Here is a 24,387-nt window from a genome sequence, read left to right on the forward strand (position 1 = left end):
GAAAAGTTACAGCTTAAAAAAGCTGTAGTCAACATGGAATTCCAATATGAAGATAGATTTAAGCAAAGTTGATAATGTTAAGGTCTTGGATCGCATCTGCGAGGTTTACGGCTTTACTCAAAAAATTCAGCTAGCAAATCACTTCGATATTGCTGCCAGCTCGCTCTCAAATAGATACCGCAGGGGCCCGCTATCATATGATTTTGCTGTGTATTGTGCTCTTGATACTGGAGCAAGCATTAGCTGGTTAATCACTGGAGAGGGGCCGAAATTTAGTGGCGAGCCTATCCAGAATCTCACACCTGATACTCTTGCGGTCCCGTACTTCACGCTTTTAGATGGCGAAATTCACAATACGAGCATTTTTCCTGTATCCCCTATGCTGTTTGGGAAACCTTTAACCGAACCGATGTGCATCACTCTGGACAATCAAACTTATTTCATCGAACGTTCCGCGCCTTTATCTGATGGTCTATGGCTCATTGATATAGAGGGGGCGGTTAGTATTAGGGAACTAACTGTCCTACCCGGTAAAAGGCTGCACGTTGCAGGTGGCAAAGTTCCGTTCGAATGTGGTGTTGAGGAAATTACTAAAGTCGGAAAAGTGATAGGGAAGTACAGCGAGGTCAACTAATGGCAGTTCGAAAGAATCCTGCAGGTGGGTGGATTTGTGAGTTATACCCTAATGGTCCCAAAGGGAAACGAATCCGTAAGAAATTCGCCACGAAAGGCGAAGCATTGGCTTTCGAACAACACACAATTCAAAAGCCATGGAATGACGAACCAGAAGACCGACGTACTATCAAAGAGCTGGTTGATGCTTGGTACAGCGCCCACGGGATCACGCTTAAGGATGGCGAAAAGCGCAAAGATGCAATGCATCACGCCTTTGAATGTATGGGCGAACCGCTGGCACGAGACTTTGACGCGCAGATGTTTTCACGTTACCGCGAAAAAAGAATTGCGGGGAAATTCGCTCGTTCTAATCGTGTCAAAGAGGTTTCCCCGCGCACGGTCAATTTAGAGCTGGCTTATTTTCGCGCCGTATTCAATGAACTAAGCCGCCTGGGTGAATGGAAGGGCGAAAATCCTCTAAAAAACATGCGTCCTTTTCGCACTGAAGAAATTGAAATGGCGTGGCTTAATAAGGACCAAATCAATCTGCTGCTGGATGAATGTTGCAGGCATGAGCACCCCGATCTGGAAATGGTGGTTCGAATCTGCCTTTCAACGGGTGCGCGATGGTCGGAAGCGGAAGGGCTCAGAAAAAGCCAGCTAACAAAATATAAAATCACCTACACATACACAAAGGGCCGGAAAAACCGTACTGTCCCAATAAGCAAAGAGCTTTATGGTAAGCTCCCGGCTGATAAAAAATCCCGCCTGTTCACTGACTGTTATGGCGCGTTTCGCTCCGCCCTGGAGAGAACCGGTATAGAGCTGCCAGCCGGGCAATTGACACACGTTCTGCGCCATACATTTGCCAGCCATTTTATGATGAACGGTGGAAACATACTGGTGCTTCAACGTGTGCTCGGGCATACCGATATAAAGATGACGATGCGTTATGCGCATTTTGCACCTGATCATTTAGAGGATGCAGTTAAGCTCAACCCATTAGATTTCGAAATTACTCACCACTATTGATGTGAAGAATCTCATTTATATTGAATATTGGAGGTTTTAGTTATGGCGGCAACTAACTACACAGTTCAGCTTTATGAATCCAAAGGTCTGTGTCGAATAATTCATTTCTCTGGCTTGGAATTTGATTTAATAATAAATCCATATGTTTATGGTGAGCCTTTAGTAACAACTCAGCCAATATGTTACCTTGAGGATTTGGAGTCAATTGCTCAGCTCAGAGTTGAACATCCACGCAAAATATCAGAAAGGGAGACCGAGTATTTAATTGATAATTATCTGTTTAAATATAGCCTTCTAAATGAAGAATCTAAAATATGTTCGAAAATAACAAACCCAAAATTCTGGATGCCAGACTTTAGTGAATTTCATCAGTTACATGATAACAGACTCACTGGAGCGTTAACCTTAGACTATTTAAACGATAAATCCATAGTTAAGCTAGCTGATTTAGATGGCAGTGATTGGTATCCAGCAGATTACTGTTTTCCAAAAGAATTTATCGACGCAGCATTAACCGACAGCGCTAAAAAAATCAAAGAATTATTTAAAAAGAAAATCTTAGTTAAAATAAACCCTGATAATTACAGGGATGGCTATTACGGGAAAATACGTCTTCTACAGAGAGAAGGTACTTTAATAGATTATACTCAAGCTCAATCATTAGAGAGTATTGGTTTTCACAATATAAAAAATGATTATTTCAATCTTAAATCGTGGATTGATGATGATGTAGTCTCATTACCAATTGAAAAAATCATGTCCACTGAAAAATTCTCTCCTACACTTTTGTCATATTATTTTTCAGGCCTAAGAGAAAGAAATCCATTATTGAGTTTTATCGGTTTTTATAATGTTCTAGAAAATTATCTTGAAGAAGCTCCCGTATTGCTTGGTAAGACTCCAACCACTGAAAAAATCAATCTCAGATCAGTTATTGATTTAATTACGGACACCACAAATTTATACAATTTCCTAAGTAGTAGCTCTCACAATTTGATAAAAGGATTGTCTAAAGAAATTGGAACTTCATCTGGAGTTAAAATATCAGGAATTACCGCCACTAACGATCCATCCCTACTACATAACCTGAGTGATTGGATTTATACTATCCGCTGTGCTGTCGTGCACTCGAAGAAAAGCCGGAAAGGGAAAACGGAAGCTATCTTTGAGCCTTACTCAGTCGAAGCTGACAACATCGTACCATCATTAGAGGTAGTCAAATGGCTGGCTCAGCAATGCATACTTAAAGATCATGGCCTAGCGAACCCTCAGCCTACGACACTCACAACTTAAGCTACCAGCACAGATTACGAGTGGCGATAAAATGGCGGTTGAAATGAAGAACCCAGGCAATTAGTGATAATCCATGACAACACAATAGATTGATTTTAAACGCAAAGTATTGATTTTCGGTTGTTCCGGTAGGAACTCATAATCGCTTGGTCGCTGGTTCAAGTCCAGCAGGGGCCACCAAATATCAAAGACTTACAACAACTGGTAAGTAAAATAATTTCCTAGGATACCCATAGGATACTTTAAGCAAGTATTCTTGAGTAACGGTTTGGCCGAAAGGCCTAAACTTCCAGTTGGGTCGTGGCGGCCAAAGTCGCTGGATCAACACTAAAAGCGCCACGGGTCTGGACTCTTGCTCCCAACTCATCAAGAGACGGCAGGAACCATGATGGAGGTTTTATGTTCGACTCTATTATGGGCTCAGACCTGCTGTCTAAGCGTGCACAAGTAATCGCTGTGCTGTTTACGGCATTCGCTGCAGGCGGAGTTGCTCCGCTGTTAGCAGTGTTTTTAGCAGTCTGCCTTTCTTATGTTTTGCATAGATAGCGTAAAAAGCCCGCCCGGCGCAAGCCGGGCTCTCTTGCTACCATCAAATAATACGGCATGAACTTATACCATTCCGTAACTTATTGAAAATGATGAAAATTCAGTCCGATTAGCATCTATTTTATTTTACTGACTGCATATTCACTCGCTTATACTTCTCATATCTTGACAAAGGTTTGAATAGAGAAAAAATCTTATGCTTAATGGCTTAATAATGAACACCATGAATATTGTAGAATCAGTTAGTTTATGAGCTCATGATAGACTCTACCTATCACTGGATGGACTCAAAAGCAATTCACATTCATCACCCATTATGAGATATTCTTTCTTCCATTTAACGTATTGGTATCAAGGAAGCTATCATGGTTACGGAAATTCGCATTCCGACCCTCAATGATCAACCCCAAGATTTTGATATACTTTTCAAATTGTTACAGTACGTTAACAAGGGAAACAAAACAGCCTACACTCTTAATTTTACTGATTGTTTTTTTCTTAGGCCCAACGCTGTAGCATTTTTAGGCGGTCTGATACGACTGTTGAACTCGCAAGGCCTAAAAATGGACATTGCGTGGGTTACTGTTAGAAAAGAAGTGATGATTACTCTTGTTCAGAATGGTTTCACTCAAGCTTTTGGATATCACTCAGGTACAGTCCAAACTGGTCATGCTATCCCCTATCGTGAAGATCAACATGAAGACTCCGACGAGATCATGACTTATCTCATCGATCACTGGATTGGTAAAGGATGGGTGCATGTAAGTCCTCGCCTGTGTGCTGCTATAGCGGGAAAACTTTGGGAAATTTATACAAATTCATTTGAGCATTCCCACTCTCCTGTTGGCGTATTTACATGTGGCCAACATTTTAAAATTAAAAATGAATTAGTGTTGTCAGTTGTGGATTTTGGTGTGGGTATTCCTCACAATGTTAAGAATTATCTTAACAAAGACCCTCGTGCTCAATCTTTACCATCAGATGCTTGTCTGAAGTGGGCCTGTACCAGTGGCAACACAACTGATGCGTCTGGTATACCTAGGGGTTTAGGTCTAAGCTTGCTACAAGAGTTTGTAAAGTTAAACAATGGAAAACTAGAGCTTTATAGCAGTGATGGGTATGTCAAAATGGACTGCCACGGGGAGCAATATGGTATTCACAGTTCATCATTTAATGGGACAATTCTTCATTTAACACTCATATGTGATGAAAAATATTACCATTTTAAAGATGAAGTTTAGAGGTTTATATGAAAGTAATTATTAATGATTTAATTGGGTCACGATGCATTCTTAAGGATGACGGGCAGAAATTATTTAATGAAATCATTCCTTTTTTAGAAAAGGGAGATGATGTATTTCTGGATTTTTCAGGGGTATACCTTTTTGCATCTCCTTTTTTTAACTTTAGTATTGGTCAACTTATTAGCTTCATTTCAGAGGAGACGCTCAGAAATAAGTTACATATCGAAAACCTGGATATAATTGGCCGAAACGTCATGGAAAGAGTAATAGAGAATGCTACCAGATTCCATCAGGATAAGGATTACAAAAAAATTGTTGATCAGATACTTGAGCAGCAAGCTAAGGAGTCTGATTAATGGCTATATCCCCTGTAATAAATGCGACTATTTACGATATTAGCCGCGATAATCCTAAGGAAGAAGACATCTTCATGGTGGATACCAATGTATGGTTTTGGTTAACCTATACAAAGGGTATACCGCCTAAAAGGCAGTATCTGAATATTTATCCAACTTATATTGGAAACTGCCTTACTGCAGGCTCTACACTCCATCATTCAGGACTGACTTTATCTGAACTATCCCACCTTATTGAAAAGACTGAGCGTGAGATTTTTCAATTAACCTTAGGTAATATGGTTAGCGCGAAGGAATACCGTCATAATTATCCCGCTGAAAGACAGAATGCAGTATCTGAAATTGAGGTTTCATGGCAACAGGTAGAGTCCTTTGCTTCGCAAATTGAATTAAATGTCTGCAAAGAAGTTACGGATAACTGTATATCATCAATAAAGGCTTTAGGTTTGGATGGTTACGATTTAATGATAGTCGACAGCATGAAAAATCATAAAATCACTAACATTATCACTGATGACATTGATTATTGCACCATCCCTGGAATAAACGTATATACAGCCAACCGTAACTTATTACAACTTGCAACACAACAATCAAAAATCAAAATACGTTAACCCCCTCCCCTTTGGTCAACCATATAAATAGAGTTAGCAAAGGGGAGTTTTGTATTAATTTACTTCGTAACATTGTTTATCTTTCACATAAATTCCTGCAGATATAATTGCACCTCCGATACGGCGCTTACCACTAACCCGCGCGGCAGTATTAGTTATGCCACCAAACACGTATAAGGCTCTATTCTCAGCGCATTGATTGCTTACCAGCCCCGTAGGCTGGAGGAAATGCATTTGAACAACATATCTCAAGGCCATCGCGGCACCAAATTTATATAAAAATGATCTCATTATTTCATGGTTAGTTGTATTCATCATCTACTCCTCTCAGATACCGTTAAATTTCGCCAGTCGCTCTTTGTATCTATCACTCATATCAAAAGCAAAATCTTCATGCTCTGCCTGGAAGGTGCCAAATGCCATCAGCGCTGCGACCGCAGGATCTATCTTGTTGCCGGATTTCTTTTTGTTAGGCTTTATGTTGGCGTTAGCGTCGGACTCCATCACCACGTTACCCATCGCCCAGGTCAGAACCGGATCGCCACGATGGCGTAATACCTTACGGTTAACGAACACCTCAAAAGATTTAGCAACCGGGCTGAACCGCAGATAGGTTTGCTGGAAAGGCTCCACATCGAGCCCCGCCCCCTGTAGCTGGGTACGCAGATGCGTCGCGTTCCACGTATCGAAGCCCACCAGCCGGATATTGAAGGTTTCAGCGTCGCGCAGGATATCATCACGGATGCGGTCATAGTCGATACAGTCGCCGGGCGTGGTGCGTATCCAGCCCGCTTTCACCCACTGGCGGTAGATGGCGCGGTTTTTGTTAGCGACGTTAAGCAGCTGCGCTTCCGGCAGATAATGACGGGTAAGAAGTCGGATCTCCCTCTCGAACGGGAAAACGTAACTTACACTGGTGATATCGCTGGTTGAGGACAGATCAAACCCGGCGTAACACTCCATTCCGGCCAGGTCTTCTTCAGAATATTCAAGTGCGCAGGCATCCCATGCACCGACACCCATCCACGGCGTAGAGCCCTGACACCAGATATTGAAACGTTTGGTCAGCATTTCCACCCACTGCGACGGAATACCCCGCGCTTTCTGAACGGTGGATTCCAGTTTCGCCGCGTCAACGGATATATGCAGATTAGGGTTGGCCTTGATCCACATGTCCGGCAGCTCAACCTCGCTTTCGTCGTCCAGCTCATAGATCAGGGCAAACAGCGAATCGTTGCTCTCCTCCCCTGCCAGAATCTGGCAGCAGTAGTCATAATGCTGTTTACAGGCAGAGACAACGTTACTCCCGGCGGTAGTGATGGCGAACAAAATCGCCTCAGGACGTGCGCCCATGCCCAGCTCAAGCGCAGAATAAACACCGTTATCCGGGTGAAGGTGGTACTCATCAACAATCGCCAGGCTGGGATTAGTCCCCTCGATGGTGGCCGCTTTTGCCGCCAGCGGTCTTAACAGGCTGTTGCTCTTAGGGAAAATGATCTTGTGCGCCTGAATATTGACGCGCTTTTTCAGCGGTTTTGACAGCAGACACATCTGGCGGGCATCGTCGAACACGATACGGGCCTGATCCCGGCTCACCGCCGCCGTGTAAATATCCTGCTGGCCCTTCTCCATGACCAGGAACCAGTTAGCCAGCATGGCGGCCACAGTGGATTTGGCATTCTTGCGCGGCACTTCGATAAAGGCGCTGCTGTACTTCCGGCGACCTGTCTCCCTGACCTTAAAGCCCAGCAGATTAGCGAAGGCGAATTGCTGCCATGGTTCCAGCGCGACAGGCTGGCCGCGCAACGGGCCTTTGACGTGAGGGCAAAGTCGCGAGAAGGCAATAAACCGTTCTACTGTCGCCGTATCAAACTCATAACGGGGGTCATTCAGGTCTGAAAAGTACCGGTTTACGGCCTGTTTCAGTCGTTTACAGGCCGGGATCTCACCCGATTTTACAGAGTTTGCGTACTCATCCCAGACGGTCAAGCTCGTCCTCCTCTTCCGTTGCAACCGGATTACGGCGACGGCTTACCGGATCAAAACCCAACAGCGACGACATTTTAATGATAATTTTCTCAGCATCAGATTTGGCTTTCAGCGCCGGATTACTGGTTGTGGCCCCGCGGGATCCTTCAACTGAAAACCCGCGCAGGGCAATATCTGCAACGGCTTTCCGGTACATGGAATAATTGACGCAATACAGCTCAAGGTTGTTCCAGTCCGCAGGGGTTAAATCCCCGCGCTCAGCCATCTGCTTTGCTTTTGTCTTCCACTGCTGTCCCGCGATTTCATCAAGATAGGCGGGTGGTTTGGGTGGTCTTGCCATAACTTATTCTTTCCTTAACTTACTGCTGTCAAAAAAATTACCGCGCATAAAAATTTGAGGGAGCGGGTGGTTCCTCGCCGGGAGGGGGTTGTCTTTGAAACCTCCCCCACCCCGTTCACGCTGACTCATGAGTTCCTGTTCACTCATGAGTAACCTCATAGACCCAGTCATTGCGGCGCTGCGCTGCTTCTTCCTGTTCCCGGAACAACCCGGCTTTACGCTGCTGCTTAGTTAGCGGATCCGTAGTGGCTGTCTTGCGACCATGACAGGCAGCACATAACGGCTGGTGGTTACTGGCGGGCCAGAACAACACATCACCTTCGCCCTCAATAGGTATGATGTGATCGACGATAGTTGCCTGCTTATAGACGCCAGCATTATGGCAGTGCGCGCATAGTGGATTAGCCTTCAGAAAGAGGAGCCGGTATTCTCCCCATCGATTGGAGTAACCGCGTTCTGTGCGTGTGCCTCGTCGGCTATCACTCTGCCGTTGTGCATTCCGTTTGTGTTCATCACATTTGCCGGACTTTACCCGTTTATTACATCCGGGCTCTGTACAGCGTCGTAAGGGTTGCCATGGCATTTAATACACTCCTGGTTCCCGGTAGTAGTTCCACAATGACGAAGTGGTAAAGGGAAGCTCGGACGTTTTTTCCGCCGCTATCTCCCGGTGCTCATACCAGTGACCGACCAGTAGCAGACACCCGACCTTCAGCGCAGGATTAAACTCGAGCCCGTCATCAAAACGCCTGCCGATATGTTTCTGGCAAATCTCCAGCGCGGCGACGATATACCCGTTTATCAGGGCGTTCTCATCATCCCCGTCGATGCGGCAATGCAGTTTTACTTCTTCCAGAGTTATTAATTCAGCCATTGGCCACGCCTCCTTTACAAAGGAGCTCAAGACTGGTGCGGTTGTTATCCGGGAGGGCCGCCTCTATACCGTAAATGTCACCAGTGACTGCGGGTGACAGATATTTCACCCTGTGTCCCTGCTTAACATCACTGCGATAGCGTATCCATATTCTGACTGTGGCCTCAGAGGACAACGAGCCGGTAGCCAGAAGCTCCCGGCCAGAGATACCTTTTATCTCAGCCCAGACCTTGGCGTAGTCCACCCAGCGTTTTATCGGTTCTCCCAATGGCCCCTGACTTTGTTCATAGCGCTGCAGCGTTATACGATGTTTTAATCCTCCGGCTCTCATTCGCTACCCTCCTTACTTTTATTGTTATTTACTTCGATCTGCTGCTTCCATGCCTGGCTGAATTCGTCCCCACCTTCGCGTGGCGACATGCCCTCACGTTCGCGGGCTTCATTCGGATTCATAATTCCGTTTTTAATACCGCGTTCGTAAGTGGCGTAGCGTTCGGTTGGTGTGGCGCGGAGAAGGTCAGCAGAATCGAACTCAACCTGATAACGGGTACCGGATGCAGGACGGGCCACCAGCAATGTGGATTTGATTTGTTGTTCGAAATTAGCCAGCCAGGGACGCATGGTCATTGTGAGAAATGCGCGGCTCGCTTCGCTGAAGTTGCTGTAGGTACTGTTGCTGTATTCCTGAAGAAAGATCGGAGAAACATTAAACATACGGGCAATGTCTTCAATGGAAAAGCGCCGGGAAGCCAGCCATTCAGCATCCTGATTACTCATGCCCAATTTTTCGTAATCCATTCCTCCTTCAAGAATGGGCGTTTTCCCTGCATTACGTGCACCCTTGTACCGCTCCAGTGCATCCAGTGCTTTTTTACCGTTCACGCCGTCAAGCCAGTCTTTTGCTTTGACAATGCCCGCCGCCATCATGCCCTCTTTCATTATGTTAGCGCCGTGGCGCTGCTGGGCCAGTCCAAGGCCCAGCGCTTCCCGGCAGATGGTTATCGGTGAGCGCCCCAGAAAACCATCGTCCGTGGCATAACGCAGATGCAGAATCTCTTCCTGAAGATAAGTACGGGTGATTCCGCTAAAGGGTTCAGTAATAGTGTATTTGTAACGGTGTCCGGACAGACGCTCCGGTACTACGGTCCCCGGTGCATATGGATGCAATGATTCGGGCTGTCCGTCACGGCCCCAGCGGATCACCGCATAAGCGTTACCGTTCAGCAGACAGTGCCGCATCATCGTGCGTTTAAACTGGTACGGTGTCTGACAGTCGTTCGGCTGCTCATTCAGCAGATAATCAACCGGGTGATTACTCAGCCACTCCCGCGCCTCACGCCCTTTATCATTCGTTACCCGGTAGAGATAACAGGGCATGGTTGCCACTGCTTCACTGATGACCGATACGGCGTTCATGACAGCCGGCAGAGATTCCGCCGTCCCCGCAGATACATATTCGCCGGATCCGGTATTAGGAATGCCCGCCATCGCCAGCCATTCATCGATGGCCATGCTGCGTTGTTCTGCCTTACGGCTGAAAGGCCAGAGAGTCCACATATCAGATCTCCACCAGTTCGGCCCAGCGTCGGCGGTTATCGCCAGCGCGGCGTAACTCCGGATACTGGGAATAAAGCGAGCGGTGTGCAATTTCCACACCGGACTCCGGGTAAGCAGGCAGAGAAGTGATCGTAATTTCACGCAGTTCAGCAGCGGTGACGGTACGCAGATAAGGCGACTGGGTAATATCCCAGTTTTCTTTCAACGCCCGGAATCCAAACGACATGCCTTCTATATCGCCCCGTTCCACCAGCTCCAGCACATCATTACCTAACTGTGTATTGGGTGGCGTCAGTTCAAATCGCAGACCCGTATCATCTTCCATCAATATCAGCGTGCCGGATTTGGTACGCCCCAGCAGTTGCGTATAGTCATGTTCAAATAAACAGCGCACATCATTACCGGAGGTGAGATAGCCGGAAAATGCCCCTGGCGTAAACTGTTCGCGGAATTCGTCCCAGATGATTTCTGACAGGCTGTTCCAGCGCACCGCATACCCCACCAGTTTGCGCTCTTTGGCGATAAGTTCTGAGGTGCGAATTTCAAAATTAACGGTATCCATAACGGACTCCATAAAGACCAGAAAGGGGCCGAAGCCCCTGTGAATTATTTGGTGGAGGAAGCGGAGATTTCGAGCAGCTTGATGGCGCCGGAATCAACCACACCCCCGCCCAGGTATTTATCCGTATGAATTTTGATAAAGCCCGGTTCGGTGATGTTGTCCGGACGGGTGCGGGTGCCTGTCTCATGGTCAACGATGAAATAGCCACGTTTGAAGTCGCCAATACCGATCAGGTTGTCCGACATGGTTTCGAGATATTCAACAGGGAGGCCCAGCAGCGTATCCGGATCACCTGCCTGTAAACGGTCGCGCCAGATGTAATCCCCGTTACCGTTTTTCAGTTTCTGAACGGAGGCCGCCATATTGGAGTTCATCACCCATACAGCATTTTTTCGGTATTTCGCCCGGAGTTTAAATTTCAGATCAATCAGCAAATCGGCATTTAGTGCAGCACCTGTGACGGACTGAAGCGTACCGAACGGGCGGGTTTTGTCTCCGTCCTGGCTGCGCGGATAAGAGAGAAAGCCTTTCGCTTTTTTCACGCCATCGCCGGATGCCAGATCCGTTTCTTCGGTATCAACGAAAGCATCGCCAATTTCAGAGGACAGCCAGCCCATGATATCCACACCAGAAAAATCGATGATTTCCTGTGTAGTCTTCGGATAGGTGTAAACCGGGAATAGTCGGATACTGACTTCTTCCAGTTTCGGCGTAGTTGTCTCACCACGGGCTTTTCCTTCCTCGCTATGGTTCACCCCCGCTCCGCCCACAGAGACAAGCTGTTTAAACTCGTTACTGCCAATTTTTTTCACGGTGCAGATTTTGCGCATAACAGACTCATCGTTGAGTTGCTGCATAATCTGTTTGTTAAGTTCGGGAATAACGGTATAGCCGCCATCTTCCGGAATGCCGGTGGACAGGCTGCGGGCTTCCCCGGTCAGAATGTAGGTGCGTAGTTCGTCGTTGCTTACGCCGTTATCGTTCACCGGGTGGCCTGGCAGGCTGCGTTCTTCAGTGGCAATGGCTTCATAGCGGCTGATGTCAGTATCGAGTGTCTGAGCGCGGGTGCGGAGTTCATCAAACTGCGTGCCTTCCTCGTCAGTCAGGCTTCGTTTTTCGCTGTCGGCTTTTTCAAGCAGGTTACGCATCTGCGTTTTGATTTCGGTTTTTTGCTGGCGTAATTCGAGTAATTTCTTCATGGAGTGGTTTCCGTAACAATTAACGTTGAGACGTGAAACCAGCGCTTTAAGGGATGTCCACCTGGCGAGAAAACCGAGGATCTGCCGGAAGAACCGGGTGGACAGTGGCGGCTCACGTCTGAGTGCCACTCTTCAAGATATACATGAAATACATAAAGAAAACCCCCGTGAGATACAGAAGTAGGAATGGGTAAGGGTGAGTACAAATAATTTACAAAGCTAGCGTTTATCCCATATAGTTTTCATCGTTAACTTTTTCTTTGAAAAGGAGGTCTACATGTCTGATCGTAACATCATGCAAGCGTTGTTTAACCAGCAGCGCCTTCAAATCATGCATATCGGAAAACACCACAACGAATTCACTGATGCTTACTTATTCGCTTGGGAGTCAGGAGTCTATCCAGCAATGAGCGACACCGATGGGAGCGTGCCGCAAAAACCCCACGAGCCTTTTGCCGATTTTTTCATCACTCCGAAAGAGAAGACCCTTTTCCTAGCGAAGAGGCTTGATGATGCGTGGCTGAATAAAGAAGGATTGACCTTCTATGCATTAGAAGATGAACTTCAGGTCAGGTACAAGCCTGGCTGGGATCGTGGAGACCTGCTCAATATCTGTCGCTATCTATATCTTGATAATTGCTTCGATCATGACTTCTGGAAAACTCTTGTGAAGAATGGAGAATGTCCAAGCGAAGCACACAGCATTATGAGTGTTTTCAAGCGTACTGAAGATATTTACTTCATGTAACGTTATGGCCTGAGATTTCAGGCCATTTTTATTTCTTTTCACTTAACCATATGGATGGTTGAGGAGTTTTCTCTATAAATTCTTTTAGATGGTCGATCAGGACACCGAGTTGCTCCTTGTTTGTTGCCAAGATCTCACCTGACAGCGTACTACGAACAAAATCATGATGATCGATCCAGAAGAAAGCACCATCGGCGAGAGCCTGTTTATACTCTGCCGTCGACATTTCGCTTATGTCTCTGAGAGCATACAGCTCGTAGTGTTCTTTGATATCCTGAAAAGTAATTGGCATACCCCTCCCTTTAAAAAATAAAAAAATATGTGTTTAAGTGTTCACCCCTTCACCTTTTGAAATTTTTATAACAAATTCATATTGTTAAGTGGTGTACACTTTCCTTTTTAGTATTCACTAGTGTTCACCCTACCCTTCACCCATCAGGCTAAAAAACAATCAAAAGGTGAACAGGTGAATACTTGGTGAATACTTCATAAATAAGTGTTCACCCCTTAACACCATGTAATAGATAGATTTTTTTACAAGGTGAATACTGGTGAACACTTTATCTATAACTTTACACTTCCTCGGTATTATCGGCAGTACCTGAACACAATGGCATCCAGTCGTCTGAATCGTTGTGCAGCGTAACGTTTGACCTGATACCGCGCTTCGTCTTTCGCTTCTGGTAATCCTTACCATACTCAGCCATTGCGCCGGGCATATCCGTACCGAAACGCATCAATGATACTGGCTTGTTCAAACCATTGGCCCTCATGTACGCCAGATACGCGTGATACAGGTATTTACGCGGGCTGAATGGCACAATCTCAGCATTGCCGATAAACATACCGTCACATACTACCGACGCCATCAGGTAGCCGCAGAAATCCACCAGCGAATCACCTTCACGTTTAATAGCTAAAGCCTCTTCTGATTTCTGCTGTTCATACAATAGCCGCCTGGCTTCGTCCTGGTCTGCAAAGCGTGTAAGCAGATGACGAATAACTACCGCCAGTTCCCCTTCTATTTTCTCAGCCAGCATCGGATCACGTTCGTTCTCCGGTACAACTTCGGTGAAGTTGAATATCACTCGTCTACGCGATATCCCACCACTGCGATCACTAAAGGTCATAGCATTGTTATTAACAGCCATCACCACCGCCTGTATCCGTGTCGAGTACGGCGCTTTATGTTTCGGGTCGATGGAAACCTTATCACCACCTGTAATGGCCTTAATCCCGGCACCATCTCCAGCATAACGGGTCATATCCGGCATGATAATCAGCGAGTAACCAACCACCAGAGCGCGATCTCTTGCATCCTCTAGGGCCTTCATACTGGCCGACACCGTATTAGCCTTACCCGCCAGCATAGTGCAGATCTCCGCCATCACGCTTTTACCGCTACCACCCGGTCCCGTTACCTCCAGGAATAACTGCCAGTCGTACCTGTTCGCCAGCACCATAAACAACGCAGCCAACACACGATCTGTTTTACGGTCATTACTGGCCACAGAACGCCGGAGCCACTTCCAGAAATTAGGCGCGTGACTGGCCAAGGTTTCCCCTTCGGCTGGTGGACTGAAGGGTAATTCGCTTGAGATTAACAGCCAGTCAGTTTTACAGTGCTCGCGGAATTCTCCCGTCCGGGTATCAAATACCCCATTACTAAACCCAATCATATTTCTGGCTGTTACGCCCATCACCGGGAGGCTTAACTTCATGGTTTCCACTGCCGATTTGATGCCGTTCTGCGAATAGGCTACCTCAGCATCGATGTAAATCTGCGCCATTTCACGCTGCAATTCTTTATCCGGGAGAGGATTCCACACAATCCCGTTATAGTGGTGAACAGTGTCCGAATCGGCATGAATCGCCAGATCACCATCATAATGAGCCAGTAATACTTCACCTCGCTGGCTGGCCACCATCTGATTCAATGCTGGTGCGACTCCGCTATGGTCTGGTTCGCGTTTCGTGACCGGGAGATCGACAACAACACTTTCCGTACGGATCCTCTCCAGATAATCATGCCAGTCCTCTGGCTGGCGGTCGGGAATCCCCTTGTAAAGCTTGGCATCTTGCACTCCTGCCCGCGCCAGCTTCTCGCCAATGGCGTTTATCAGTCTCGGTTCAATAACTCCAGCAATATATACACGGGCGCTTCGGCGACCTTTATCAACAATTTGCAGGTTATCCAGTTCCGCCAGTTGCTTTGGCCCCAGCCAGACTGGGGGCGTTATATCTTCGGCAATTTGTTTACCCAGGCCCTCTTCCCATCCCTTTGCATGAGCGTAAGCATCAGCCCCGGCAAAAATGATCGCCTCTGTAAATTTTTCCTTTGGCAGAAATTTTAAGTTCGGAGCTCGTTTCATTTTCCCGCTCTCTTAGCAGCAATTAAAGCCCGCAAATACTGAATTTTTTCTGCTGTGTTATTCGACTTGCACCATTCGCTGAACGTCTGTTGTTTTACCGGGCTGAACTCCCCTTTAAACCGTTCGACCGGGAAAACACACTCTCCGGAATACCCCTCCCTGATATACGTAATCCGGTTATCAGTAACCATTTTCACCGTTACCCGTTCACCCCGATTATCCTTGAAAATGTCACCCGGAAGGATTTCAGGCCGAGTCTGACCACCAGCAGTTAAGCTGTTAACTTTCTTCTTCATGGTATTAGTCCTTTTTGACTGGCGTTACGCGATAACCGGCGCGTTCAAGAATGTGATCAAAGAGTGATGGCGTACCTATAATTTCATCCGGACGTAATACCGTATCTCCTTTAACTAAGCCGTTTTCAACGTAAAGCAAAATACGACCGGAAAAATCAGGGGAGACATGCAGTGAGACGTTCAGCATCGGGATTTGACTATCCATGAAACCCTCCCATCACATTCAATTCATAAGCACCGCTGGCGTACTGGTACAGAGAGCATTCAGAGCGAATCTTTGCGGCAAAAGTCAGATCCCAGCGGGAATACCATTCTCTGGCTTCTTTTTCCGTGTCGGCAGCGATGCGGATCACTACGGGTGTGCAGGTCTGGCCCTTCGGTATACCGAGGAATAGCCATGTAAATTTGGGGTGAATTTGGGTATGCTGCTTACCAGCCATAACTGTTACTCCTATTAACGGTTTGGTCAGAGGCCCGGTTAGTGTTCCACCACTTCCGGGCTTCGTTAATTTCATGGTTGCATAAATCAAAAACGGTACGTACCATGATGTTTTGAGTTTAACCCTGTGGTACGTACCGATGCAAGATAAAAATTTAAAGGCAGCTTTCGAGCGATCAGGCAGCACCAAAAAAAATATTCGCTTTGAAGATGAATTATTGGAACAAATCAACGATGCAGCTGGCCCGGGACAGTTCAGCTCATGGGTTAAAGAAGCCTGTCGAGAAAAACTTCGCAAATTAGGTATTGAGCCAAAAGCCTGATTTTGACCACCAGCGCTGGGCCTGGTACCTTGTATACGCTTCAATAAGACGTTGTAACTCTGGCGGCCCGGCATGGCCGCCTTTGTTTTATGTGCCATATCCAGCCCCTTAAACCGTCTGCGTTCTGCGGGTGGAATCCAGATAAGCATCCAGATCAGACTTGAAGTAAATGACCTTCCGACCGACCTTATGAAAGGGGATTTTTACCTTGCCAGTATGCGCCCAATTCGCCAGCGTCTGGGGATTTATACCCAGATGTGCAGCGGCTTCATTACGGGTGAGTCTTTTAGAAATATTGGTTTCAACTAAACGCATGAGTAGCTCCATGTATGACGAGTTAATACAGGGCTACTCTAAGGTTGAAATAAAAGATTGGGCAGGAGGGCAGAATTGCTGTGCAGGGGGTATAGCTGCTATGTCCCCACCTATAAAACCAAAGAAAATGACGTAGCTTTTGATTTCAACCGCGGTTTTATTTTTGCTGCCTTGATCCAACGATCTAGAGTGTCAGAGCTAACCTGCCCTTTGAAATGCTCATGTAACTTCTGACACATTCCGTTCTTACTGGCTGTAGGGTATTGATTCCATGTGGCCTTAGCGATCCTAATTGCCTCACTGTAATGTTTATTGCGTGGTTTCTTGGCAATTTCTTTTAGCTTTTCTCTATATCCACTCTCTTGGAAACCTCGTAAAACATTGGGATATATGCGCATTCTCAGCCTATCGGCATAGAGCCTATCAACCAGTGTCTGAGCAACCTCAAACTGAGACTGAGAATAAAGGAGAATAGCCGCATTCATTACCTGAGAATCTTCTCTGGAGCATTTGATACCATATCTTTCAGTAAATAGTACCAATTCTGATAGCTCACCTCTTAACGACAGTGCATTAAAGGCATAGGAATGCTCATCTGGAATTTCATATAAAACAGATTCTTCATAATCTTTTTTATTAAAAGTCAATGCGTTCGCTACTGCGTCTAAATCACCGTGTAAAGAAGAAATGTTCATAGCGCCAACTGAAACCCGGTGCAGAGCCTCTTCAATTTTTTGAGTTAAATTAATCATTAGTCACCTTATTGGTAACAGGATTCAACAGTTCAAACATTAACTTTCTTTTTTGCTCATCCGAGAGATGTTGCAGTGCAGATAATAATTGTGCATCGATGGCTTTCTTGCTTTCCACAAGCCCGGCATGTTCCAGGATGGCCCGTTCAATTCGGGTAGCTGGCTCGAGTAGTTCATCAGCACCAAAATGAAGATAGCCCTGAGTAACATCTGCACTACGCATCGTTCGGTGGTTCATCAGTCGTTTGAGGATATAACTACCAACGCCCACCAGCTCGGCGACAGTACCGAAAGTACGGCGGGCATCGTGCCATTTGAATGGGATTGGCTGGAGCAAATCAGGATTGGGGTCTGGGACGGTGGCGGCACTGATTCGATCAATTACATGGCGATATTCTTTAATGACTCCTTTAACTCCAGGAAACACTAAAGCCTCATTTCCGTTTTTCATTTTCAGTCGGCGCCGGAACAGATTCAGCAGAGTTTCAGTGATTGGCAGCTCGAGCGGATCGCCGTTCTTGGAGGTATCTATCCAGAAATAACGACCGCCAATATTCACCCGATTCCAGGTTAGTTCGAATATTTCAGATTTACGCAGCCCGGTGAAAATCGACATTTCTACAGCGTCACATATTGCGGCAGCTACATCATCTCGTCCTTCTTCGGCCTTATCACGAACTACAGCAACGGCATTTAACCAACGAGCAAAGTCATGGGTGCGGATGCGCTCTGTCTTTCTGATCGTGCCATGCCACTGACGCTTTGTACTCAGCACCAATGTTGGCGGGTCAGGTAACAGCGTTCTCCCTTCTTCATCACGATAATGATCATGTGCGAAACGATATACGGCGCGTAGAGCTCTGGCCCACAGGTCAGCCTGAGCTTTGCTACCGCTTCCTACCCCAGCCCGAAGCGTTTCTTTATCAGCGCCAAACCAGACTGAGCCATCAGTTACTGCTTTGTGACGATGCTCAACACGTTCACGCGAAATTGTAGAGAGTGGCTGTTTCATCCAGTCGCCGGAGTAATTTTGTAAGATCGCGCGATATTGCTTTTCGGTTGTGGGTTTAAGGCGGTGGCCACGGTTCTTAATATAGGCATCCAGCGCATCGGCAAGCGTGACAGATGCCTTCTCATTAACACGCTTTTCCACATTAGGATTTCTCCCGGTGGTCGCTACGTCGCCCAGCATTTCGAGTGCCTTTGCCCTGGCATTATCAATAGTAAGATCCGGAAAACGGCCCAGCGTGGCGCGGATGAATTTTCCATTTCTCTTACGTGAGATACAGAAGCTTTTCACACCACTGGTGCCAATACGGATGCGCAAGCCATTAACGATGGTATCGCCGTACTCAACCTGTCCACGTTCGGCAGGTAGGAGGTTTTCGAGCTTTGTTTTCGTAAATTTGAATGTTTCCACAAACACTCCACACCAAGCGATCGGGGTATCCTGCAAATCGCTTGTTTTGCTCTAGGATACCTATAGGATACCGCAAAGGAGTATTTTAGAGTATTTCTGGTTATTTATACAGTGGTTTTAAATTTATTAAGTTGCTGAAAATTATAGATAAGTATTTTCAGGTAAGAAGTTGCATTCTAACTCATAATCGCTTGGTCGCTGGTTCAAGTCCAGCAGGGGCCACCAAATTTCAAGGACTTGCGAGAAATCGCAGGTCCTTTTTGTTATTGGAAATATATGCAATTGTTGGCAAAGCCAATAATTGGATGGCTCTGAATGCGTAGCGGGGGATGGCGAGGGAATAAGGATATATCATGCGATACGCCAGCCCATATCGCTGGCATTCCATTTGGACGCCGCCATCCCGAGATGGAAACGTCCGTTAGAGTTTGATTCGATAGTCAGCTCACACTAGCTCTTTGAGCTGCTCCTGCATATAGGTTGAAAAATACTCTGGGTTCTTGATAAGGATGCGGTTACCGGAGGCAACTTTTTCTGCCCATCCGGCCACTTTTTTCGTGAACTCGGGATTCCATCCCTCCTGCTCACCCCGTGCCATCACAACTTCCGGACTCGCTGGCACACCTAAGTCATGCAAATACTTTAAGATTCCCTTAGCGGTGCTTTCATCCATTGAATGGGGTACTGACGCCGAAGTGTTCATACCACCAATAAAATCCAATGCTTTCTCAATTGCTGTTGGCATGCTCTTATCCTTAAAATTAACCACGTGAGAGACACATTTATACTATGTACCCAACTCCGCCGGGATATCAAAGAGAACATCGCCTTTATTTGACTTACCCCGCAGCTAAACGCTTGCGCGGCTGTTTTCTGCGCTATTTTTTTGCATCTCCGGCTAAAACTAGTCCAGTTGCCACCGCATTACGCGGCCCTTCGGTACCTCGAATATTGCCCTGCCCGGCGACAACGCCGTAATGCGCCAGCGCATCGGTGATCATCTGCGGGATTTCGAAATCCAGCGAAGAACCGCCTACCAGCACAACAAAAGTCATATCGCGAATAGATCCACCGGGTGACACCTGGCGTAACGCGCGCAGGCAGTTGGTCACAAAAACCTTCTCTTTGGCCTGTCGGCGCACCAGACGTATTTTTTCCAACGAGGTCTGGTTATCTACCGGGATCAACTCGCCCTCTTTCAAATACACAACTTTGGCAAACACCGCCGGGCTGAGCGGTTCGCGGAAAAACTCTACCGCGCCGTTCTCATGGCGAATGCTGAACAGGCTCTCCACTTTTGCCAGCGGGTATTTTTTAATTTCCTCCGCCAGAAATGCATCGCTTAAGCCCAGCTCTGTTTGAATCAACAGGCTGACCATATTCCCCGCCCCGGCCAGATGTACCGCTTTCACTATGCCATCGCTATTGATGACGGCTGCATCGGTAGATCCTGCGCCTAAATCGAGGATCGCCAGCGGTGCGGCGCATCCGGGCGTTGTTAGCGCCCCCGCTACGGCCATGTTGGCCTCCACGCCACCAACTTCAACCGGCGTGTTTAACCGGGCACTCAGCTCACTGGCGATGGCCTGCATCTGTAAGCGATCGGCTTTCACCATCGCCGCAATGCCCACGGCGTTCTCCATTGAACACTCTCCGGCGATGCCGCCCTGCACCTTACGCGGAATAAATGTATCGACCGCCAACAGATCCTGAATATGCACCGTGTTCATGTCATGACCGGTCAGCGAGGCCATCACCTTTCGCACCCGCTCCAGCATGCCGCCTGCGTGCGTACCAGCTTCCCCGGCAATATCGCGCACGGGCGCGCAAGCGCTCATCGCCTGCATAATGGCCTGCGCGCCTTGCGCTACGTCGGCTTCACCGCCACGCTTTTCACCACGGATAAAGATCTTACCCGCCGGGATCACTCTTGATTGCACATCGCCCTGCGGGGTTTTCAGTACCACGGCGGAACGGTTGCCAATCAGCGCTCTGGCGATGGGGACGATAGTTTGCGTTTCCTCGGGCGTCAGGGCAAAGAAGGTCGCAATGCCGTAAGGGTTCGACAGCACCCGTACCACCTGTCCCGGGGCCGCCACTTCCACCGCCGCCAGCACACCTTCCGGCACCTTCTCCAGCAGGGTGACTTCATCAACCACCGGCATTGGCCGACGCAGGCGATTATTCACCAGCACCCCATCATCTTTTTTCAGGATAGCCGCCACCACATTGACGCCGCGATCCAGCGCTTCATTGATAAACCAAACCGCCTCAAGGAAATCCATCTCCTCACCTACCAACGGGATCCAGCCCTGGGCAAATCGATCCTCGCTCAACGCCGCCAACTTCTCCACGGCGATGGTGGTTCCCATACCCACGCCAACGCCACCGGGCGTTTGCGGGTTATGACCAATCATCGTCGATTCGGTAATGATGGTTTCAGTGATGGTTTCCATCGCCACATCGCCAATCACCGGTGCGGCCTCGTTGATACAAATTTTTGCTACGTCCTGCAGCGACCACGGCGTGTTATTCAGCGCCTGCTGCAGGGACGCGACTACCCCAGCGATATTATCCCGCGTGCCTTTCATACCGGTCGTGGCGACAATCCCGCTGCCGATAAACCGGCCATCCTGCGCCAACGCCACTTCGGTGGTGGCGTTGCCGATATCGATCCCTGCAATTAACGGCATGCTGCCTCCGTCACTGGCTGCCTTTACGCAGCTTATTTCTCTGCTGGTATACCTCTGCCGATTCGCGGACAAACCCGGCGTTCACCGTGGCATGCCATGTGTGTTCCAGTTCATCGGCAATGGCCTGCAACTCGGCGAACGAAGAACGAAACGGCCGCAGCGCGTTGTAGATCTCCAGAATGCGGGCATCCGGAATCGCAATCAGCTCAGCCGCACGACGAAAATTGCGCGCCACGGCATGACGCTGCATCTGCTCGGCAATCTGCGCCTGGTACTCCAGCGTTTGCTGAGAAATACGCACATCCTGCGGTCCTACGCGGCCCGCCAGCACATTCTCAAGAGTAATGTCGGTTAGCGGCTTGCCGGTAGGCGTCTGGATTTTCTCCGGGCAGCGGGTCGCTAATGGGTAATCCTGCGCAGTCATGATGTTGTCGTTCATGGTCATTCCCTTACCAGTGCAATGTGCAACGTGACAGGCGCAGCATCCTGCATCACGTGTTTGGTTTCTTTGATATGAAACAGCGCGGCCTTGGCCATAAATTTAGGGCGCACCATCTGGTCATTGACCACTGGCACCGGCGAAGGCGACTCTTTGCGTGCATATCGCGCGGCGTTTTTACCAATCTGACGATAGGTTTCCAGCGTCAGCAGCGGAGCTTGAGAAAACAGCTCGAGGTTGCTTAACGGCAGCAGATCGCGCTGATGAATCACCGTGGTTCCTTTCGACTGGATGCCAATCCCGATGCCTGAGCCGCTGAGGTTTGCCGCATCCCATGCCATAAAAGAAACATCCGAGGTGCGCAGGATCCTTACTACCCGCGCATGTAATCCCTCTTCTTCGATGCCAGCAACCAGCTCTTTCAGAATCGCGTTGTGAGGCATATCAATCAGGGTTTTATGCTGGTGCTTGCCAAAGGCCGGGCCGACGCCAATCACCACTTCATCCACGCGTTCATCCGCGTTAGCCGCCTCGCCTTCGCTCACTTGTAAGGTGAAAACCGGCTTACGTTCAGTTGTGCATTCCACAGTGTTCCGCCTTATTCGATCGAGCCGGGCTGAACCACGCCCGCAATATTTTTAATTTCCGCCCAGCGTTCGGCACTGATGCGATAGCCGGTACCAGGTCCCTGATAATCATTGATGTCGTTGACGGCGCTGACGACGTCGAACTGGCGATCCAGAATGGCCGACGTTTGCAGGTAATCACCAGTAACACGCTGTCTCAGCATATTGAGGATATTGCTGGCGATATCTTCAAAACCGCTGCAACTCAACGCGCCGACGATATCCAGCCCGGTGATATTACGCTTCATCATCTCTTCCACGGCCGCCAGATCCTCCACTACATTGCGCGCAGGCATATCTTTGCTGCCGTGAGCATAAGTAGCGGCTTCCACTTCTTCATCGCTAATCAGCGGCAGGCCCAGTTCGCGGAACACCGCCTGAATGGCGCGTGCAGCCTTATTGCGTATAGCGATGGTTTCTTCTTCAGTCACCGGACGCAGACCGCCGTCAACCATCAGATCGCGTTGCAGGATGTTGTAATCATCGAAGTCTTCAGCGTCGAAGTTCGACCCGGCAAACATGTTGTCGTAGTTGGGTACCGCGCTGTAACCAGAGAAAATAAAGTCGGTACCCGGCAGCATCTGCATCAGGGTGCGGGCAGTACGGCGAATATCGGAGTGAGAAAAGGTCTGGTCATTGGCGGAGGCCACTTCAAGGTCGAGCATTGAGGCAATCAGGTTTTCTGCCAGCACCGCGCGGATCCCCGAAGGCACAGCGCCGGTCATGCCGATACAGCTGACCGCACCGTTTTGCAGCCCCTGTACGCCCGCGCCTTTAGTGATAAAAATGCAGCGCGACTCCAGATAAAGCATCGATTTACTTTCGGAATAGCCCATCAGCGCTTCCGAGCCAGTGCCGGAGGTGTAGCGCATCTTCAGGCCACGCGACGCATAAGCCGAGGCGAGAAACGCTTTGGACCACGGCGTGTCATCACCGTCGGTAAACACCGATTCTGTGCCATACACCGACACCGTTTCGGCATAACTGGTTAGCCCACGCATGCCCAGCTCCAGCTCCGTGGCCTCTTCAACAGAACATTGCGTCAGCACACCGGGACGACCGCATTGGGAACCCACCAGCAGCGCCAGGGCGTTAAACGGCGCGTAGCGGGCGATCCCGACCGTCGTTTCTTGCTCGGAAAAGCCGCGGATCCCCGCTTCAGCAGCGTCGGCGGCAATCTGTACCGGGTTATCTTTCAGGTTGGTCACGTGGCACTGGTTGGAGGGCGTGCGTCTGGCACGCATTTTTTGCAGCGCCATCATCATCTCCACCACGTTCATTTGCGCCATCACTTCCACCGCTTTCGCCGGGGTGATGGCAGTAGTAATGGCAATAATCTCTTCCCGACTGACGTGGATATCCACCAGCATTCTGGCGATCTCCAGCGCGTCGAGCTGCATGGCGTGCTCGGCCTCAGCCACGTTAATGGCGTAGTCGGCAATGAAACGGTCGATCATGTCGAACTCGGCGCGGCTCTTACCGTCCAGCTCAACAATACGACCATTTTCCACCTTCACCGACGACGCTGGATCGTAGGGGCTTTCCATGGCGATCAGCCCCTCTTCAGGCCATTCGCCAATCAGCCCATCCTGATTTACAGGCCGCTTCGCAAGTACTTCGAATCGTTTTGATCTTCTCATGATTTATTGACTCAAAAGATAAAAAATAGGGACGCCGGGCCGCACTGCCGGGGACACAACACCCGTCATTCGCCTTTCATCAGCAATGGTCGAACTCTAAATG

At 48.4% G+C, this 24,387-nt stretch carries 29 protein-coding genes and 1 pseudogene; 8 read left to right on the forward strand and 22 right to left on the reverse strand.

Annotation, left to right across the window (positions count from 1 at the left end; genetic code table 11):
- The first annotated feature begins 46 nt into the window (after positions 1-46).
- From OGV89_RS13090 to OGV89_RS13115, 6 genes are all read left to right on the forward strand, one after another.
- Complete coding sequence (locus OGV89_RS13090) at positions 47-634, forward strand: phage repressor protein CI (protein WP_248244857.1); 588 nt, start codon at positions 47-49, stop codon at positions 632-634.
- The gene (locus tag OGV89_RS13095; RefSeq protein ID WP_286558772.1) at positions 634-1,647 is read left to right on the forward strand and encodes a phage integrase; all 1,014 of its coding nucleotides are present in this window, start codon (positions 634-636) and stop codon (positions 1,645-1,647) included. The genes OGV89_RS13090 and OGV89_RS13095 overlap by 1 nt, the downstream gene beginning before the upstream one ends.
- A gap of 42 nt (positions 1,648-1,689) precedes the next feature.
- Positions 1,690-2,940 carry a hypothetical protein gene (locus OGV89_RS13100; protein WP_286558774.1) on the forward strand — a complete coding sequence of 417 codons (1,251 nt, stop codon included), beginning with the start codon at positions 1,690-1,692 and terminating at the stop codon, positions 2,938-2,940.
- 911 nt (positions 2,941-3,851) lie between these two features.
- Positions 3,852-4,727, forward strand: a complete 876-nt coding sequence (locus OGV89_RS13105) for a histidine kinase (protein WP_286558776.1) — start codon at positions 3,852-3,854, stop codon at positions 4,725-4,727.
- An 8-nt stretch (positions 4,728-4,735) separates the two neighbouring features.
- Positions 4,736-5,086, forward strand: coding sequence for an STAS-like domain-containing protein (locus OGV89_RS13110; protein ID WP_286558778.1), 351 nt, complete (start codon positions 4,736-4,738; stop codon positions 5,084-5,086).
- Entirely contained in the window at positions 5,086-5,700 is a 615-nt protein-coding gene (locus tag OGV89_RS13115; protein WP_286558780.1) for a PIN domain-containing protein, read from the forward strand. The genes OGV89_RS13110 and OGV89_RS13115 overlap by 1 nt, the downstream gene beginning before the upstream one ends.
- A gap of 54 nt (positions 5,701-5,754) precedes the next feature.
- On the opposite strand, the pseudogene OGV89_RS13120 reads toward OGV89_RS13115, so the two are convergent.
- The 9 genes and pseudogenes from OGV89_RS13120 to OGV89_RS13160 all read right to left on the reverse strand — a co-directional run.
- Positions 5,755-5,982, reverse strand: a pseudogene (locus OGV89_RS13120) (tail assembly protein); the annotation flags it as partial.
- A gap of 45 nt (positions 5,983-6,027) precedes the next feature.
- A complete protein-coding gene (locus tag OGV89_RS13125) occupies positions 6,028-7,689 on the reverse strand; it encodes a terminase large subunit (RefSeq protein WP_286558782.1) in 1,662 nt (553 codons plus the stop codon).
- Positions 7,673-8,029 (reverse strand): phage terminase small subunit P27 family, encoded by a 357-nt coding sequence (locus OGV89_RS13130; RefSeq protein WP_286558785.1) that lies wholly within the window; start codon positions 8,027-8,029, stop codon positions 7,673-7,675. The genes OGV89_RS13125 and OGV89_RS13130 overlap by 17 nt, the downstream gene beginning before the upstream one ends.
- Before the next feature lie 139 nt (positions 8,030-8,168).
- The gene (locus OGV89_RS13135) at positions 8,169-8,612 is read right to left on the reverse strand and encodes an HNH endonuclease signature motif containing protein (protein ID WP_286558787.1); all 444 of its coding nucleotides are present in this window, start codon (positions 8,610-8,612) and stop codon (positions 8,169-8,171) included.
- A complete protein-coding gene (locus OGV89_RS13140) occupies positions 8,613-8,903 on the reverse strand; it encodes a head-tail connector protein (RefSeq protein WP_180888853.1) in 291 nt (96 codons plus the stop codon).
- Positions 8,896-9,234, reverse strand: coding sequence for a phage head closure protein (locus OGV89_RS13145; RefSeq protein ID WP_286558790.1), 339 nt, complete (start codon positions 9,232-9,234; stop codon positions 8,896-8,898). Before OGV89_RS13145 ends, OGV89_RS13140 begins: the two co-directional genes overlap by 8 nt.
- Positions 9,231-10,460: a phage portal protein gene (locus OGV89_RS13150; RefSeq protein ID WP_286558792.1), complete on the reverse strand. Its 1,230-nt coding sequence runs from the start codon at positions 10,458-10,460 to the stop codon at positions 9,231-9,233. Before OGV89_RS13150 ends, OGV89_RS13145 begins: the two co-directional genes overlap by 4 nt.
- Before the next feature lies 1 nt (position 10,461).
- Positions 10,462-11,022 carry an HK97 family phage prohead protease gene (locus OGV89_RS13155; RefSeq protein ID WP_286558796.1) on the reverse strand — a complete coding sequence of 187 codons (561 nt, stop codon included), beginning with the start codon at positions 11,020-11,022 and terminating at the stop codon, positions 10,462-10,464.
- A 44-nt stretch (positions 11,023-11,066) separates the two neighbouring features.
- Positions 11,067-12,221, reverse strand: a complete 1,155-nt coding sequence (locus OGV89_RS13160) for a phage major capsid protein (RefSeq protein WP_286558798.1) — start codon at positions 12,219-12,221, stop codon at positions 11,067-11,069.
- Between the two features lie 277 nt (positions 12,222-12,498).
- On the opposite strand from OGV89_RS13160, the gene OGV89_RS13165 reads away from it, so the two are divergent.
- Positions 12,499-12,969 carry a hypothetical protein gene (locus tag OGV89_RS13165; protein ID WP_079779205.1) on the forward strand — a complete coding sequence of 157 codons (471 nt, stop codon included), beginning with the start codon at positions 12,499-12,501 and terminating at the stop codon, positions 12,967-12,969.
- 28 nt (positions 12,970-12,997) lie between these two features.
- On the opposite strand, the gene OGV89_RS13170 is transcribed toward OGV89_RS13165, so the two are convergent.
- The 5 genes from OGV89_RS13170 to OGV89_RS13190 all read right to left on the reverse strand — a co-directional run bounded on the left by OGV89_RS13170 (position 12,998) and on the right by OGV89_RS13190 (position 16,152).
- Positions 12,998-13,261, reverse strand: coding sequence for a beta/alpha barrel domain-containing protein (locus OGV89_RS13170; RefSeq protein ID WP_286558802.1), 264 nt, complete (start codon positions 13,259-13,261; stop codon positions 12,998-13,000).
- 280 nt (positions 13,262-13,541) lie between these two features.
- A complete protein-coding gene (locus OGV89_RS13175; RefSeq protein ID WP_286558804.1) occupies positions 13,542-15,341 on the reverse strand; it encodes a DNA primase family protein in 1,800 nt (599 codons plus the stop codon).
- Positions 15,338-15,637 carry a DUF4222 domain-containing protein gene (locus tag OGV89_RS13180; RefSeq protein WP_286558806.1) on the reverse strand — a complete coding sequence of 100 codons (300 nt, stop codon included), beginning with the start codon at positions 15,635-15,637 and terminating at the stop codon, positions 15,338-15,340. The genes OGV89_RS13175 and OGV89_RS13180 overlap by 4 nt, the downstream gene beginning before the upstream one ends.
- A 4-nt stretch (positions 15,638-15,641) precedes the next feature.
- The gene (locus OGV89_RS13185) at positions 15,642-15,842 is read right to left on the reverse strand and encodes a hypothetical protein (RefSeq protein ID WP_286558807.1); all 201 of its coding nucleotides are present in this window, start codon (positions 15,840-15,842) and stop codon (positions 15,642-15,644) included.
- Positions 15,835-16,152: a host cell division inhibitor Icd-like protein gene (locus OGV89_RS13190; protein WP_353655506.1), complete on the reverse strand. Its 318-nt coding sequence runs from the start codon at positions 16,150-16,152 to the stop codon at positions 15,835-15,837. Before OGV89_RS13190 ends, OGV89_RS13185 begins: the two co-directional genes overlap by 8 nt.
- Positions 16,153-16,216: 64 nt before the next feature.
- Between OGV89_RS13190 and OGV89_RS13195 the strand changes: the two genes are divergently transcribed.
- A complete protein-coding gene (locus tag OGV89_RS13195; RefSeq protein ID WP_096940676.1) occupies positions 16,217-16,399 on the forward strand; it encodes a YlcI/YnfO family protein in 183 nt (60 codons plus the stop codon).
- Between the two features lie 108 nt (positions 16,400-16,507).
- Here the strand turns inward: OGV89_RS13195 and OGV89_RS13200 are convergent, their stop codons facing one another.
- From OGV89_RS13200 to OGV89_RS13235, 8 genes are all read right to left on the reverse strand, one after another.
- A complete protein-coding gene (locus OGV89_RS13200) occupies positions 16,508-16,714 on the reverse strand; it encodes a helix-turn-helix domain-containing protein (RefSeq protein WP_137380651.1) in 207 nt (68 codons plus the stop codon).
- A 110-nt stretch (positions 16,715-16,824) separates the two neighbouring features.
- Positions 16,825-17,466, reverse strand: coding sequence for a hypothetical protein (locus tag OGV89_RS13205; RefSeq protein ID WP_213758819.1), 642 nt, complete (start codon positions 17,464-17,466; stop codon positions 16,825-16,827).
- Positions 17,459-18,886: a site-specific integrase gene (locus OGV89_RS13210; RefSeq protein ID WP_286558812.1), complete on the reverse strand. Its 1,428-nt coding sequence runs from the start codon at positions 18,884-18,886 to the stop codon at positions 17,459-17,461. The genes OGV89_RS13205 and OGV89_RS13210 overlap by 8 nt, the downstream gene beginning before the upstream one ends.
- A gap of 445 nt (positions 18,887-19,331) precedes the next feature.
- Positions 19,332-19,655, reverse strand: coding sequence for a DUF1889 family protein (locus OGV89_RS13215; RefSeq protein WP_001573898.1), 324 nt, complete (start codon positions 19,653-19,655; stop codon positions 19,332-19,334).
- Positions 19,656-19,764: 109 nt separating this feature from the next.
- Complete coding sequence (locus tag OGV89_RS13220) at positions 19,765-21,579, reverse strand: diol dehydratase reactivase subunit alpha (RefSeq protein WP_032937339.1); 1,815 nt, start codon at positions 21,577-21,579, stop codon at positions 19,765-19,767.
- Between the two features lie 10 nt (positions 21,580-21,589).
- The gene (locus tag OGV89_RS13225) at positions 21,590-22,018 is read right to left on the reverse strand and encodes a diol dehydratase small subunit (RefSeq protein WP_003024721.1); all 429 of its coding nucleotides are present in this window, start codon (positions 22,016-22,018) and stop codon (positions 21,590-21,592) included.
- 2 nt (positions 22,019-22,020) lie between these two features.
- Positions 22,021-22,605, reverse strand: a complete 585-nt coding sequence (locus OGV89_RS13230) for a propanediol/glycerol family dehydratase medium subunit (RefSeq protein WP_286558814.1) — start codon at positions 22,603-22,605, stop codon at positions 22,021-22,023.
- Between the two features lie 11 nt (positions 22,606-22,616).
- Positions 22,617-24,284 (reverse strand): propanediol/glycerol family dehydratase large subunit, encoded by a 1,668-nt coding sequence (locus tag OGV89_RS13235; protein ID WP_003841447.1) that lies wholly within the window; start codon positions 24,282-24,284, stop codon positions 22,617-22,619.
- Positions 24,285-24,387: the final 103 nt, after the last annotated feature.

Source organism: Citrobacter sp. Cf125, from assembly GCF_030333935.1.
Taxonomy (GTDB): Bacteria; Pseudomonadota; Gammaproteobacteria; order Enterobacterales; family Enterobacteriaceae; genus Citrobacter; species Citrobacter freundii.